Here is a 15570-nt window from a genome sequence, read left to right as displayed (position 1 = left end):
GGAGTGGGGAGTGGGGAGTGGGGAGTTTTTTCTTCCCTACTTTAAGTTAAACCCGTAGTTTCTACTTCCTCATTGATCCTTGGTATTACTAGCACTTTATCAACACGGTTACCGTCCATATCCATGACTTCAATCCGCATCCCACGCCATTCAAAATAATCGGCGGATATAGGGATGCGACCAAGATTATTGATCACAAACCCACCCAATGTTTGGTAACTACTTGGCTCTTCGATTTCCCACTGTTCGAGATGGAAAAATTTATAAAATTCATCTACAGATAACATTCCATCCAAGAGCCAGGAACCATCTTCCCGTTGCACTATTTGTGGTTCTTCTTGTTCTACTCCTTCCGGAACATCACCGACAATTTCGCTCATGATGTCGTTAAGAGTTACCAATCCTTGAATTACGCCATATTCATCTACTACCAACGCCATGTGGGTAACATTTTGTTTGAACAACTCCAACACTTTCAACCCATGAGTACTTTCTGGCACAAATACAGGTTGCCTCAATCCTACTGTTAAGTCCAGGGGTTCATTGCTGAAACTCCGGGCTAATAAGTCGGTAACTGAAATTACGCCCAGTACATTGTCTAGTCCTTCCTGACAAATGGGATAGCGGGAATAGGCATTTTCCACCATCTTTTGGCGGTTTTCTACAGGAGAGTCTTCTAGGTCTAACCAGACAATATCAGGACGAGGTGTCATAAAGGAATTGACAGGGCGATCGCCTAAACGAAAAACGCGCTCCACCATATCTTGTTCAGCCTCATCAAAGGTTCCGGCTTCTGTACCTTGGGCGATTAAAATTTTAATTTCCTCTTCGGTGACTAGCGGTTCAGTGGAGGGTGTAATGCCCAATACTCGCAGTATCATATCTGTGGAAGCACTCAGAAGATACACTGCGGGGGAAAGCAGTGCTGCTACGGCCTGCATGGGAATAGCCACAAAAGCCGCAATACTTTCTGGGTTATTTAATGCCAGACGTTTTGGTACTAGTTCACCAATAATCAGCGACAAATAGGTGATGATCAGAACTACTACCCCGAAAGCAATTGGTTGACTATAAGGTACCAAAAAGGGAATTAACCGGATATATCCCGCTAGTCTAGTGGCAATTGTTGCTCCTCCAAAAGCACCTGTGAGGATACCGATGAGGGTAATTCCGATTTGAATGGTGGATAAGAAATGATTTGGCGACTCAGCCAGGTTCAATGCTGCCAGTGCCTTGACATTCCCTTGATTGGCAAGCTGTTGTAACCTGACTTTACGTGCCGAGACAACTGCCATCTCAGACATAGAAAATACACCGTTGGCAATAATTAGCACCAAAATGATAAAAATTTCAAAACTGATGGAGGACATATATTAGAATCGTCGCTGATGAAAGCGAATGCAGGGGAGGGTTAATTGAGATCATTGTTAATGGTTGATAATATCTGTAAACTCACCCTCCTAACTGCAAGGTACACAGATAATTCCGGATCGAGAAGATGAGGAAACGCTACAACACTTTTAAAATGGTGAATATAAACTAACTCTAATTTTTCTTATTTTTAACGACTTCCTCCTGTAGTAAAACTTATGGCATTTTCTTCTATTGTGCGTGCCTTGGCGCGATCGCCTCTGACTACTGAATTACTTTCTAAATTAAATCGCCAACAAGAATTGCGGTTAAATGGCATCTCTCGCCTCCCTAAAGGTCTTGTAGCTTCGGCGTTAGCGCAAAATTCAGGCAGGAATTTATTGGTAATAGTGCCAACCCTGGAGGAAGCTGGACGCGCTTTTGCTCAGTTGGAGGCGATGGGATGGCAAACAGTGCATTTTTACCCGACTTCTGAAGCCTCTCCTTACGAACCCTTTGATCCGGAAACGGAAATGACTTGGGGACAGATGCAGGTTCTCGCTGATGTGATCAATGGGAACTGGGAATCAAGCCAAAATCCCACAGTCAAGCCTTCCTTGGCAATTGTCGCCACGGCTGGGGCGTTACAACCCCATTTACCACCGCGAGCCGCTTTTATACCTTTCTGTCTGACTGTGAAGCGGGGGATGGAATTTGACCTCGATACCTTTGGCGAAAAAATCACGACTTTGGGCTATGAACGAGTCCCACTGGTGGAAACAGAAGGTCAATGGAGTCGGCGCGGTGATATTGTCGATGTTTATCCTGTTTCGTCGGAAATGCCAGTCAGATTAGAGTGGTTTGGGGATGAAATCGAAAAAATCCGCGAATTTGATGCCGCAACTCAACGTTCTGCCCTTGACAAAGTTGACCAACTTACCCTTACCCCCACTAGCTTTGCTCCCATTGTCTCGGAAGCGCTGAAAGATAACGCTGATTTTACAGATTCAGAACTTTCAGAAGGTAGTCGGCGTTTTTTGGGTTTGGCTTTTGCACAACCGGCTTCGCTTTTAGACTACTTAGGTGAAAATACTCTGGTTGCTGTGGATGAACCAGAACAGTGTCATGCACATAGCGATCGCTGGGTGGAAAATGCAGAGGAACAATGGGGAGTGGGGAGTAGGGAGTGGGGAGTAGGGCGTGGGGAAGAATCTAGCCCAATTACCTCAGAATTACCGAAAATTCACCGAAGTTTTGATGAGTGTCTGACTGATGTAACTAAATTTCCCACTATATATTTATCAGAACTATCAGAGGAAAACAGTGGGATAAATTTGGCGAGTCGGTCGTTACCTGTGACACCGCACCAATTTAATAAACTAGCGCAAACAGTGAGACAAGAGCGCGATCGCAATTTCTCAATTTGGCTAATTTCTGCCCAACCTTCCCGTTCTGTATCCCTACTCCAAGAACACGATTGTCCGGCGCAATTTATCCCCAATCCTCGCGACTACCAAGCAATTGACAAATTACAAATTAACCATACACCTGTAGCCCTGAAATATTCCGGTTTGGCGGAACTCGAAGGCTTTATTTTGCCGACATATCGGCTGGTAGTTGTTACAGACCGCGAATTTTACGGACAGCATTCCCTCGCCACACCGGGATATATCCGCAAGCGTCGCCAGGCGAGTTCTAAGCAAGTAGACCCAAACAAGCTACGTGAAGGTGATTATGTGGTTCACCGCAGCCACGGAGTTGGTAAATTTGTCAAATTGGAAAGTTTAACGATTAACCACGAAACCCGCGATTATTTGGTAGTACAGTATGCTGACGGGATTCTGAGAGTTGCAGCCGATCAAGTTGGTTCTTTATCCCGATTTCGCCGCACAGGGGATAAAGCCCCAGAACTGCACAAAATGACTGGTAAGGCTTGGGAGAATACGAAGAACCGAGTTCGTAAAGCCATCAAAAAGTTAGCAGTGGATTTACTGAAACTTTATGCAGCCAGATCCAAGCAGGAAGGCTATACCTATCCTCAAGATATGCCTTGGCAAGAAGAAATGGAAGATTCTTTTCCCTACCAAGCCACCACCGATCAGCTAAAAGCTGTGCAAGATGTCAAGCGAGATATGGAAAGCGATCGCCCAATGGATCGTTTAGTCTGTGGCGATGTAGGATTTGGTAAAACCGAAGTAGCAATTCGGGCGATTTTCAAAGCTGTGACATCAGGTAAACAAGTCGCCCTGTTAGCACCCACGACTATTCTGACTCAGCAACATTACCACACCCTCAAAGAACGCTTTGCACCTTACCCGGTAAATATCGGCTTACTGAATCGTTTCCGCAGTGCTGAAGAACGCCGCACAATTCAAAAGCGATTAGCTACGGGGGAGTTAGATATAGTCGTCGGGACACATCAACTTTTAGGGAAAAATGTCAGCTTTCGGGATTTAGGACTTTTGGTGGTGGATGAAGAACAACGATTTGGAGTAAACCAAAAGGAAAAAATTAAAAGCTTGAAAACTCAAGTTGATGTGCTGACACTTTCCGCGACTCCCATTCCTCGTACCTTATATATGTCTTTGTCGGGGATTCGGGAAATGAGTTTAATTACCACACCACCCCCCAGCAGAAGACCAATTAAAACTCACCTTTCGCCATTAACCCCGGAAATTGTCCGCAGTGCTATTCGTCAAGAATTAGACAGAGGGGGACAAATATTTTATGTAGTTCCACGAGTGGAAGGCATTGAAGAACTCACAGCTAATTTACGAGAAATGATACCGGGGGGTAGATTTGCGATCGCTCATGGTCAAATGGATGAAAGCGAGTTAGAATCCACCATGCTGACTTTCAGTAATGGTGATGCGGATATTCTGGTTTGTACAACAATCATTGAATCTGGTTTAGATATTCCGCGAGTCAACACCATTTTAATTGAAGATGCTCACCGCTTCGGTTTATCGCAATTATACCAATTACGTGGTCGTGTAGGACGTGCCGGAATCCAAGCCCACGCTTGGTTATTTTATCCCCAGCAACGGGCGTTATCAGATGCAGCACGGCAAAGGTTGCGGGCGATTCAGGAATTTACCCAACTCGGTTCTGGCTATCAGCTAGCGATGCGCGACATGGAAATTCGGGGTGTGGGTAACTTGCTAGGTGCAGAACAATCTGGTCAAATGGAAGCGATCGGCTTTGATTTGTATATGGAAATGTTGGAAGAGGCGATTCGAGAAATTAGAGGACAAGAAATACCCAAAGTTGATGATACACAAATTGACCTCAACCTCACAGCATTTATTCCTTCCGATTATATTCCCGACGTGGATCAAAAGATGAGTGCATACCGTGCAGTGGCGGCGGCGAAGTCTCCAGACGAATTAAAATATATCACAGCTGAGTGGAGCGATCGCTATGGGGCGTTACCAGTTCCAGCGAATCAACTTTTACGAGTTATGCAACTCAAACAGCTAGCGAAAAAGTTAGGATTTAGCCGCATTAAACCAGAGAATAAGCAGCACATTGTTTTAGAAACGCCGATGGAAGAACCCGCTTGGAATTTACTAGCGGCGAATTTACCCGAACATTTGAAGACGCGTTTTGTTTACTCTCCTGGTAAAGTGACAGTACGCGGTTTAGCAGTTCTAAAAGCTGACCAACAATTGCAAAGTTTGCTGGATGCGATGAATAAAATGCAAGGTGCTGTTGCAGAGGCGGTTGTTGTGTGAATTGTCCATAATTTAGGAATAACTAAATAAATTTTACACTCTACTCACAAATTCGGAGGATGAATAGTTATGGCTGCAATTACTATCGATATTCCAGATAGCCAATTAGAAAAGCTAGAAGAACTAGCGAGATTACATGGCATTTCTCTTGAAGAGTTACTAAGTGCCAGAATCGAAGAATGGTTAAGTGATCAAAAAAGCGACTTCACCGATGCAGCCAATTATGTGCTGAAAAAAAATGCTGAACTTTACCGACGTTTGGCATGATGCGTTATTTGTCATTAACCGAGGTTTTAGAACTACATCGTCAACTTATTGAGCAGTCAGGAGGGTCAATAGGTATCCGTGATTTAGGTAATTTGGAATCTGCACTTGCTCAACCCGGCATGACATTTGGCGGTGAAGATTTGTATCCAACTGTCATTGATAAAGCTATTGCTTTAGGCTTTTCAATTATCATGAATCATCCATTTATTGATGGCAATAAGCGCACAGGTCACGCTGCAATGGAAATTTTTCTGATACTGAATGGTATGGAAATTAGTGCTTCTGTAGATGAACAAGAGCAAGTTATTTTGGCAGTAGCATCAGGTGATTTAAGGCGCAAGGCTTTTGGTGAATGGTTACGGCAGCATACTACAAGCTAAAATTGTAGATAAAGATGGTATCGAAAATTTATGCGTTCCTTGGTTAGTTAACAGAATAATTCTCTTTATATTATCCAAGTTATTATCAATCTAAAACCTTAGAATTGTACAATAAAATTAGACCTGTATTTATTTTCTTTTTCATCTATGAAAGTTGCTTTTCACTTTAATGCTTTTCATCCAAGCTTGGGTTCAAATTATGGAAACAATGTGGAAAAGCTTCTATTCAGAATTATTCTAAGTTATCGAAGCTTAAATTTGTCATCAAAAGTACTAACGGGTGATTTATTATTATCTAACTTGGCTTATGAGGTTGAAAAAATCAGTGAAAGGAAAGAAACACGCAAATTTAGCCAAAAAAAATACTCTGAAATTGTAAAACTGTGGCTTCAACCTGAAAATACAATATGGTCAAGCATGAGTATAAACAAGTTGATGCAAGCCCTGAATGGTGAAATTTTTACAATTTGCTTTGAGACAATCGAAATGTGTCTTGCAGATTATTTAGATGATCAACTTCGAGAAATATCTGAAGCATATATCGGTGCAATGGAGGTAGATGATGCATCTTATTTACATTGGTGGGTGTATTCAAATTCAATAGGACTGAGATACAGAATTAATAACAAAACGGCTTCAGTTTTTTGGGATGGTATTTCTGAAGACTCGAAAGATGAGTCTATAATTGAACGACTCACACAATTTGGTTTTAAGTGTGTTAGCTTTGAAAGCTTGAATGGTAGGTATACAATTTTTGACGAATATCATGATTTTGATCATGCAAGAAGAGTTGCAGAATGGAAGAAACATTGCAGCCATTTACTTGCTTTTATTGCTGATGGTATAGCGCATAGATTAGGTGATGCTACCCCTGATTTAGGTGATAAATTATGGGCAGCTTTAAAAACTTTTAATGAAGCAGAAACAAATGAAGAATTTGCTCAAGTTACAGCCTCTTGTAGGCGAATAGTAGAATATATTTCAGATGAATTATTTCCTCCTATAGAAGGAGAAGTTGAAGGACATAAGCTTGGATCAAAGGATTATCGAAATCGTCTTTTAGCATTCGTTGGTGACACAAGAAAAAGTGACACTAATATTGATCTTATTTGGGTCAGTGCAAAAACTCTTAGCGAGCAGATGGAGAAGTTGTCTAAGCTGGCTAATAAAGGAGTTCATGCAGATGTTTACAGAGGAGAAACACGCAGGTGTCTATTGCGAACAATCATGCTATTAGATGATATTATTTCCCTAAAAACTGGGTCATTTGAGATAAAAACTAAGTTGAATTTAGATGATTTCCTTGGGGAAATTCTCTGATTGTAAAACCCAACAACACCAACTAACAATCCGGTCAAGCTGATTAACAATAGCTAAATTCAAAATCGGTGACGTGTTACTAACTACGGGCATAATTTAAATCATCGTCTAATTCTTCATCACCGTAGTGTCGTAAAACTCCACGGCGACCGAGTAATTGCCCAAATTCATATTTATCCATTTGCGCCAGTTCTCGTGCTTTGCCAAATGATAGGATATCTTGTGCATAAAGAGCGATCGCTAATTCTTGCAGCAACTCCTGCTCAATACGCTGTTCAGGTAAACGAATGGCTTGCACAATGGAATCAGAAATTGAAATCTGTAGTCCCATCTTCTTTAGGTTGGTTCACGGTTGATTTATTACTCTCATGCTATACCAGGTAATATCAAAATTCTGGTTTTGTAGCAAAGGTTACTAGCCGCCCCTAAACACCAATATTTTTTCGCCACAGGTGATTTGTTAAATACTGATAATTTCTAGCCAATTTATGGAAACGGGTGTAGAGTAGATGAGGTCATTAATCTCATCCTCACCTTTAAAGCATCCATCTATGGATAGAAAAACCAAGCGCCTGTTATTGCTCGTTTTTTCCTGTAGTCTAACTGGTGTAATTCTAGGCGGTACATCCAGTTGGGCAGAAAGTAATCTTTGCTTGCAATCAGAAACAGTCACAAGCGATTGCCTCAAACAAAATCCCATGCAAAAGACTATACAAGGAATGAGTACCGGGTTGGTAGCAGGAGCAGGCGCGGCTGGCGGTGCAGCATGGAATGCCCGTCATGAAGATTAATTTGTCACAGCATCCATATTTTAAATAAAGAATTTGAGCAACGCCTGGGCGTTGCTCCGTTCTTCGAGCCAATGGCTTCTAACCTGGGGGTATTTTTGCGAATTATGCTTAAAAACTATAATTGCGATAGCTACGCCCGTTGGAAGCATCGCGCACCCACAAACTAACAGGTACAGCATTACCTTGAGGATCTACTTTGACTCTCACTGTAATAGGTCGAATTTGTCTACCTCTATTTCCTCTCGTTTGCTGGACAGTTTGGAAGATGTCGCTACTAATTTGCTGCCGTTGTTGTTCTGGAAGGTAGTATGTTTCTATGCCATAGGTAATAGCATTATCTTGATACACGCCTCTTAAGGCTACTTGATTGCTGGGGAGAGATTCGGGCAGATTGTTACTCACTCGTATTGGTCGCCAAGCAATGGGAACACCACGACCAGAAGCAATTTGTTGCTCTTGCAATATCACGTACAAGTTGGTTCCTGATTGCAGTTGTCTGTTTCGCCCCTGATTTGATCTGAGTAAATTATCCCAGCCGGAAAGTCTTCTCAAATTTTCCACACGGGATATATTGTATTCCAGTGACAGGGCAAAATCCTGAACAACATTATTCGGGTCTTGAGCCACTGTTTGCAGAATCACATCCCTACCCGCGATGTTAGTATACATTGCTTGGGTGGGAACCGCTAAAATTATTCCTGTTTGAATTAACAGGGGAACTAATAGCCGCCAAAAAGGTAAAGGCTGGTTCGCTTTTTGTTCAGTCGCAATTAAGTAATCTCGAAAAGTCAGCTTCTCAGAGAATTCAGCTTCAGGTGATAATGTTTTAGATGATTTATTTCCACTCGATTCAGAGGAATCACTGCTCATGAGCGTAGTCCTAAAATGAAGGGTTATTTGTGACAAATGTGTCTGGTTCAATTACCAGAATTAGGACTGACGCAGAGATCCTCTAAAAAGGGTGAAACACAGAGATTTTACCAGCTAAGATAGTTCAGCGTAAAGAACCCACCTTGATGAAATGTCTCAAACCCTTACAAAACAGTAATTACGAATTATGAATTAGATCCAGCAGGTAGACGACGTTCAAACCAAAGTCCAGCGCTAATTAATGCCGAACCGCATAGAACAAACACAAGAGACTGAAAAAGTCGGTCAGTGTCGTATTCTATGGCCCGACTAATAATTTGCAGTGTTAACAATAGCATACCTCCCCAAAAGATACTTCTGTCCTTTAACTTTAACCCTTCTCGCATTAGCCCTGATGCTAAAAATGCCAAAAGTACATTAAAGATGAAACTACCTAATTCATCAACACGGGTAATAGCTAAATGCCAGAAAGGTGTAATAATGATGAAGGCCAAAAAGGTAGTAACAACAGCAATAGTGAAGATTACTTCCCTCCGAGGAGGGTTATTTCTCAGACGCAGCAGCGATAACCATTGTAATACTGCTAAACCACTGAGAATTCCTAAATCGATTATAGGAAGAGACATGAACAGGTTATTTGTGTTATTTGGCACAAAAGAATTCAAGCTTGGTGCTACCCATTGCCAACGAAAAGACAAGGCATAAAACACCAGTCCAAAAAATATCAACGAGAGATTACGGGCGAGAGGTTGAAATAGCCTGTAATTAACTGTCGGGAAAAGCAAATCGTCATAACTCCAGAATAATGCAGGTGGCAGTGCAAAAGCAAAGGATGCCAGCCAAGGAGCCATATTAGCAAAATTCTGCAATGGTAGAGGATTGAGATTTAACTGCAAAGTACCAGCAAAGACTAAGGCTGCTAAGACAAAAATCCAGCGCGATCGACAAAAGTATGCTAAGGGTACAAATAGTAACCATGACAACAAAGGCATATGTCGAACTGCCAAACGTACCCAATTCAAGTCACCCACAGAAAACGGCAAGTCTCCTCGTCCCATCCAATACCCGATTTGAATGAGGATAATTGCCATAATTCCCAGGGAACTTAAGGACAGACTGTAAGCCATGACCAAAACACCAAATCCCCAGGCAAAAAACAGTTCGGCAATGGAACCGTTAATATTGAACATCTGTGCCATCAGGAGTATGTTTGCGCCTAAAATGAAAGCGCTTAAAATTAATAACCCTTCTCCCAATATACGTTGGCTTTTCTGCTGTTTATTCTTTTCATTGTTGCCTGATTTAGCTTGTTTCCATGTATAAAAACCCGTGATACTCGTTGATATAAACAAACTCATCATGAGGGTGAATTTGACTTCTCGTGACCATAATTGCCAGTTTGCTGCTACAAAGGTAATTATACCTAAACACAAAAGGATACTACCTATAGAAACCACAATCATCACAAAGCGATCGCGTGTAGCTGCTTCGAGGTTATTAAATCGATAACGTTGTGCTAGGTCTTCGTACTGCGAAGCGCTAATCAGTCCTTCATCTCGCCATATTTTTGCTTCTCGGCGTAATTTTTGCTGAAAATCATCTAACATTTATGACCATCTCCGGTGCAGTGGGTTAACTTAGCAAGCATGATTAGAATGGCGGTCATTAGACTTTCAGTATGCAGCCAAAACCCTTGATAGCATTGTTCTTCTGTAACAGTTTTACTAATGGAAAAACCATCAAATTTATTACTTAAACTTTCACGACGTTTGTTTGAAAACCCTGATAAACAAGAACAATTTATTGATGCGTTAATTAACCCTCAGCCTTTTAATCCTGCTATTGTTTGGTGTCAAAATAAGCCAGATGTACTGCCCTTTTCCGTGGAATTACCAAGAAGTTGGCAACCGGATTTTGTCGATATTTTATTATTAGGAGAAAAGCCCGGTAAACATCCTCTACATCAACAAGGTTATTTTTATTGTTTGGATTTTTCTTCGGTGTTTGCGGCTTCAGTTCTATTAACAATTCCTCAGCCGCTGCGTTTGGTTTTTGATATGTGTGCTTCCCCAGGCGGGAAGAGTGTTTTTGCCTGGAAAGCTTTGCAGCCTGAGTTACTGATTAGTAATGAAGTGATTGGTAAACGTTTGGGGATGCTGATTTCTAACTTAAAGCGCTGTCAAATTAGCCCTTGTACGGTGGTGAATCGAGATTCTAGTATTTTTGCGGAAAAGATGCCATTATCTAGCGATTTAGTCCTAGTAGATGCACCTTGTACTGGGCAATCTTTACTCGCTAAAGGTGAAAAAGCCCCTGGATGTTTTCATCCCACGGCTATTAATAGAAGTGCCAATCGGCAAAAAAGAATTATCGCTAATTCGGCTCAATTAGTCGCACCACAAGGTTATCTGGCTTATATGACTTGTACTTACTCTTCCGAGGAAAATGAGCAGGTTTGTGAATGGTTTTTGGGAAAATTTCCTCAGTTTCAAGCAGTAAAGGTGAGTTATTTAGATGAGTATCAGTCTCATTTAAGTAATATTCCTTGTTATCGGATTTTTCCCCAAGATAGGCTGGGTGCGGGTGCATTTACGGTGCTTTTTCAAAATACTGAAATGGGTAAGGCGCAGGAGGTAGATTTAGATGCTTTGTCTGGGGTTTGGATGAATAAGAACCACACAGACGCTGAGAACACAGAGAATTTTTCCCTGAATTAACTACAGATGTAGAGGCTTTAGTGGCTACTCTAGCAGAACGCCAAAGCGTGGGCTAAGGCTGGAATTGTTAACGGTGCGTTGCGCGACAACACACCCTACATTGAAATTTCTTCACATAGCTGGCGTGGATTAGTCTTACCTGCCCCTACTGAGCGCAAGGTACACAGATAATTTTACTATGGTTCGACTTGAGCGATCGCATCCAAGTATTAATACACAATTCTTCTGGGTAAATTTATGGCTAGCCACATTTCAGAAAGGCAGATATGTATAGTAATAATACTGAAGTAAGCTTCTAAAATTTAATCTTAAAATATACTTAGATATTTATAGATGATGAATCATGTCAGATGTGCCTACTCAGTGTCAAAATTTAGCAGAGCAAGTTGAGTCTATATTACAACTTTTACAGCAAGAACCATCTTTACGTTCTCAAGATGTTATACCTGTGCGGACTTCTCTAGGAAAAGTGATTTCTCCGAAGTTTGAGATTGTGTTTGCAGGTGCATTTAGTGCGGGTAAGTCGATGCTGATTAATGCACTCCTAGAACGGGAATTATTATATAGTGCAGAAGGACACGCTACAGGTACAGAATGCAAAATTGAATATGCAGAACCCAATAACGAACGGGTGGTTTTAACGTTTTTAAGTGAAGTCGAAATTCGGGAACAAGCCAGTTTTTTATGTGAACAGTTGAAATTGCCAACAACAGTTAATATCAATCAGGCTGAAGTCATTAACCTCTTGCGTCAAGGTTGTGAGGCTATTATTCAGAAGGAAGGCGGAGAAAGTAGATCAGAACGTGCAAAAAAAGCGAATGCTTTAATATTGCTGCTTGATGGCTATGAGGAAAATCGCCAACATATTAATACCATGAATAATGCTACATATTCAATGGAGAAATTTAATTTCTCGAATCTTAAAGAAGCTGCTGGATATGCACGACGTGGTAGCAATAGCGCTGTGCTAAAACGAATTGAATATTACTGCAACCATCCCCTGTTAGAAGACGGGAATGTAATCATCGATACGCCGGGAATTGATGCACCTGTGGAGAAGGATGCACAGTTAACTTACGCCAAGATTCAAGATCCCGATACATCGGCGGTAGTGTGTGTGTTGAAATCTGCTTCTGCTGGTGATATGACTAAGGAAGAAACGGAACTGTTGGAGACAATGCGCGGTAATCAGGGAATCCGCGATCGCATTTTCTACACTTTCAACCGCATTGATGAAACTTGGCATAATCCTGATTTAAGACAGCGTTTAGATGATTTAATTAGTCAACAGTTTCAAGATGCTCCCAGAGTTTATAAAACTAGTGGATTACTAGGATTTTATGGTAGTAAAATCAAATACACAAGCATAGAGGATAGATTTGGTTTAGACTCGATTTTTGCGGAGAGTGTTAAAAATCTAAACGGTACAGAAGAAACCCCGCAATTTGTTTATGAGTTTAACAAATACTGTATTTCTGGAAAGCTTCCACGCAGTCAGTTTAATGTTTCCGTCAATAATGAACCTCCCAATAAAAATTATGCGAGGATTTTATCTGAGCATGGGACACCTTTAATTTATCAGCTAATTAAAGATAGCGGTATTGAAGAATTTCGCACAGCAATTACTAGATATTTAGCAGAGGAAAAACGCCCACAGCTTTTTAAAACTTTGGCTGAGGACTTGCATGAAATTTGTATTAACTTAACGAAACATTATCAAGAGCAAAAACGAGATTTAGGTAGTCAGCCCAATGAAATTGAGGCGATGAAAGCCCAGGAATTACATCGGTTAAATCAACAATTGCAACAAATTGGAAAAGATTTTTACAAGCAGATTGAATATGAAATCAACCAAATAATTAATAATTCCTGTGATTCTTTTGAGTCAGATTTTAGACAATTAAAATTAGGTATGATTCGGCGTTTAGATGAGTTGATAAATACTTTTTCTGTAGTTAATGCTCATAAACGTGCGACTGAAAGTCAAAAAAGAAATGCAACTGCGCCTTTATTAGCTATTTTAGTCGATGCGTTTTATTATCTAGCGAATGAATTAGAAGATGTTTTGATTGATTCTTCCCAAAAATTAGTGACTAATTTATTTAAGGAATTAATGGAGAAGGTTCGCAAATCAGAATACTATCGTCAATTGTATCGGTTTTTAGGTAATGATGGCGGCATTGAACAAAAGATGAAAACTATACAAGAAATGGTGTCAGAAGTTTTAATAACAGCAGCTAGTGGAGAGTGCGATTGCTACGTCCGAGAAAGTCCGACATTTTATCAGGAAGGTCATTTTTCCATCTATCAATTGCGCCAGACTTTACAGCAAACTGCTCAAACTTATGATTTGCAAAGCATGGTAGAAGCAGAACCAGCAATTAGACAATTTTTAAAGTTAGAATTTGAACCGAAGGTAAAGAACACAATTCGCCAAACCTTCCCTCAAAAGATTAATCAAACCCTCAAAACTCGGTTATTAGCAATGGCGGAACAGCAAGCAGATGATATTTTGCAACAGTACCCCCAAGCACTTGCTTATTTAGAGCAAAGTCTACAACAAGAAGCTGAAGAAAAAATTCTGAATAATCGTAGCTTATTGAATAAGATTGAACAAAAAATTGCTGATTATAATTCCGCAGTTTCGCAGATCAATAATTGCTTACAGTCCATGCATTTATATGATCATTATTCACTACCTGTAATTAGCAATCAAATTGTGCAGGATCAAGAAACTAATGCGGAAGTTATGGAAGACAATGTAAATAATAACAATATTTGGGATTCCGACGATTTAATGGATGGTATAAATTGAATATTCTCAAGAATTAAAACTTTGTAGAGAGGACTTAAATCCTCTCCATTTTCTCACATTCACCAGATAATCAACGAGAGTAATTCATGAATAAAACGCCCCGTATTCCTATACCACCGTCAGTCAGAAAATATGTATTTGAACGTGATAAATATCAATGTCAAAGCTGCGGGAAAACCCAGTTAGAAACTAATCTCACCATTGACCATATAATCCCCCTAGCCCGTGGCGGTCAAAATGATATGAGTAATTTACACACCCTCTGCTTGACCTGCAATCAGCGAAAAACAGACAAACTTGACCCTCGATTCCGGCGACATTTTCAGGATTTCTGATGACTTCTATTCATGCGAGGTTCAATGATTTCTCCACATAAGATTAAAGTTTTTCAAGGGTGACACCTCCGCACGATGCCATAAATGAGAAACATCGATTTTATGCTTCTGGGTCGATGAACTCAAACACCGGACGGAATGTGTCAAAAATTTAGCTTTGATTTAGTCAGTGATAGCTTTTTCTAAAGCTGCGGCAAATCCGATGTCTTCTATTTCATCAGCAGTTGTAACGTCAGCAATATCGAACTTTGCGCCGGCGTTGGTCAACTCGTCATCTATTGTGCGTAGAAACTTCGTTGCACTTGCATCATCACCAATTTGAAAGAATAGCACCGCTAATTCTTCGTCATGATCTATTTTGCGGCTGGCGAGGATAATCTGCTCGTACACAGGCTTACGATCATCTGGCTCACCATCGGTGACAACAATAATTGTCTCACCATTTGGCGTTAAACCTTGTCCTCGTCGGTTGAAAAAGTCATCAAAAGCGGCTTGAAGTACGCCTCCTAAGTTGGTGCTTCCAGCCGGGTTGTTTTCTTGGAATATCTGCTTAACTTTACTAGCAGTCACGCCGGAGTAAAGTTTGTGTCTGCCAGAGAATACGTAAACGTTGATACCATCTGGGTCTAGCTGCTCACACTTGCAAGCTAATGCTAAGGTGTTCTCTTGCATCACTTCCCATCTTGTTTTGCCTGGAAGTTCGCTAGGGCTTTCCATGCTGCCGGACTTGTCTATGATTAGAGTGTATTGTCTGCCCATAATTTCTGTCATTTGTTTCCTTTGTATGGTTATTTTTCTCTTCTCACATCTTGCATCAATAAAAATGGATTTGACCTCTCCCCGCCATCTACGGTGTACACACAAGTCGGTATATTCTCGTTTGTGTCATAACACCCCACCCCTAGCCCCTCCCCGCAAGCGACTATGCATTACCCGGATCTTTCTTAACATTTGCGAGAGCGATCGCTCTCCAAATCGCGAAGCCTTAAAC

The 15570-nt window shown here is 41.0% G+C and carries 13 protein-coding genes; 8 read left to right on the top strand and 5 right to left on the bottom strand.

The genetic code is table 11. From position 1 onward, the window contains the following. Window positions 1-41 precede the first annotated feature (41 nt). Complete coding sequence (locus AACX33_RS01545) at window positions 42-1370, bottom strand: hemolysin family protein (protein WP_193998939.1); 1329 nt, start codon at window positions 1368-1370, stop codon at window positions 42-44. A gap of 219 nt (window positions 1371-1589) precedes the next feature. Here AACX33_RS01545 and mfd point away from each other — a divergent pair, with 219 nt between their 5' ends. From mfd to AACX33_RS01525, 4 genes are all read left to right on the top strand, one after another. Then, window positions 1590-5084 (top strand): transcription-repair coupling factor, encoded by a 3495-nt coding sequence (gene mfd, locus AACX33_RS01540; protein WP_193998937.1) that lies wholly within the window; start codon window positions 1590-1592, stop codon window positions 5082-5084. A 69-nt stretch (window positions 5085-5153) separates the two neighbouring features. Beyond that, window positions 5154-5351, top strand: coding sequence for a DNA-binding protein (locus tag AACX33_RS01535; protein ID WP_193998935.1), 198 nt, complete (start codon window positions 5154-5156; stop codon window positions 5349-5351). Beyond that, a complete protein-coding gene (locus AACX33_RS01530) occupies window positions 5348-5731 on the top strand; it encodes a type II toxin-antitoxin system death-on-curing family toxin (protein WP_193998933.1) in 384 nt (127 codons plus the stop codon). The genes AACX33_RS01535 and AACX33_RS01530 overlap by 4 nt, the downstream gene beginning before the upstream one ends. 147 nt (window positions 5732-5878) lie before the next feature. Beyond that, window positions 5879-7051 (top strand): hypothetical protein, encoded by a 1173-nt coding sequence (locus AACX33_RS01525; protein WP_193998931.1) that lies wholly within the window; start codon window positions 5879-5881, stop codon window positions 7049-7051. 79 nt (window positions 7052-7130) lie between these two features. On the opposite strand, the gene AACX33_RS01520 is transcribed toward AACX33_RS01525, so the two are convergent. Then, window positions 7131-7382 carry a UPF0175 family protein gene (locus AACX33_RS01520; RefSeq protein ID WP_193998930.1) on the bottom strand — a complete coding sequence of 84 codons (252 nt, stop codon included), beginning with the start codon at window positions 7380-7382 and terminating at the stop codon, window positions 7131-7133. 220 nt (window positions 7383-7602) lie between these two features. Here AACX33_RS01520 and AACX33_RS01515 point away from each other — a divergent pair, with 220 nt between their 5' ends. Next, entirely contained in the window at window positions 7603-7842 is a 240-nt protein-coding gene (locus tag AACX33_RS01515; RefSeq protein ID WP_193999111.1) for a hypothetical protein, read from the top strand. Window positions 7843-7950: 108 nt separating this feature from the next. On the opposite strand, the gene AACX33_RS01510 is transcribed toward AACX33_RS01515, so the two are convergent. After that, a complete protein-coding gene (locus AACX33_RS01510; RefSeq protein WP_193998929.1) occupies window positions 7951-8712 on the bottom strand; it encodes a GDYXXLXY domain-containing protein in 762 nt (253 codons plus the stop codon). 185 nt (window positions 8713-8897) lie between these two features. Continuing rightward, a complete protein-coding gene (locus tag AACX33_RS01505) occupies window positions 8898-10319 on the bottom strand; it encodes a DUF2157 domain-containing protein (RefSeq protein ID WP_193998928.1) in 1422 nt (473 codons plus the stop codon). A 120-nt stretch (window positions 10320-10439) separates the two neighbouring features. Here AACX33_RS01505 and AACX33_RS01500 point away from each other — a divergent pair, with 120 nt between their 5' ends. The 3 genes from AACX33_RS01500 to AACX33_RS01490 all read left to right on the top strand — a co-directional run bounded on the left by AACX33_RS01500 (window position 10440) and on the right by AACX33_RS01490 (window position 14579). Continuing rightward, complete coding sequence (locus AACX33_RS01500) at window positions 10440-11429, top strand: RsmB/NOP family class I SAM-dependent RNA methyltransferase (RefSeq protein ID WP_193998927.1); 990 nt, start codon at window positions 10440-10442, stop codon at window positions 11427-11429. A gap of 343 nt (window positions 11430-11772) precedes the next feature. Beyond that, on the top strand, window positions 11773-14244 hold the full coding sequence (locus tag AACX33_RS01495) for a dynamin-like GTPase family protein (RefSeq protein WP_193998926.1): 2472 nt from the start codon (window positions 11773-11775) through the stop codon (window positions 14242-14244). Window positions 14245-14330: 86 nt separating this feature from the next. Beyond that, on the top strand, window positions 14331-14579 hold the full coding sequence (locus tag AACX33_RS01490) for an HNH endonuclease (RefSeq protein ID WP_193998925.1): 249 nt from the start codon (window positions 14331-14333) through the stop codon (window positions 14577-14579). Window positions 14580-14741: 162 nt separating this feature from the next. Here AACX33_RS01490 and AACX33_RS01485 read toward each other — a convergent pair whose 3' ends face one another. Further along, window positions 14742-15350: a VWA domain-containing protein gene (locus tag AACX33_RS01485; protein WP_193998923.1), complete on the bottom strand. Its 609-nt coding sequence runs from the start codon at window positions 15348-15350 to the stop codon at window positions 14742-14744. Between the last annotated feature and the right edge of the window lie 220 nt (window positions 15351-15570).

This window comes from Nodularia sp. LEGE 04288 (assembly GCF_963896525.1).
Lineage (GTDB): Bacteria > Cyanobacteriota > Cyanobacteriia > Cyanobacteriales > Nostocaceae > Nodularia.
Note: the sequence above shows the minus strand (reverse complement) of the source record. Positions and strands in the feature narration are given on the sequence as shown.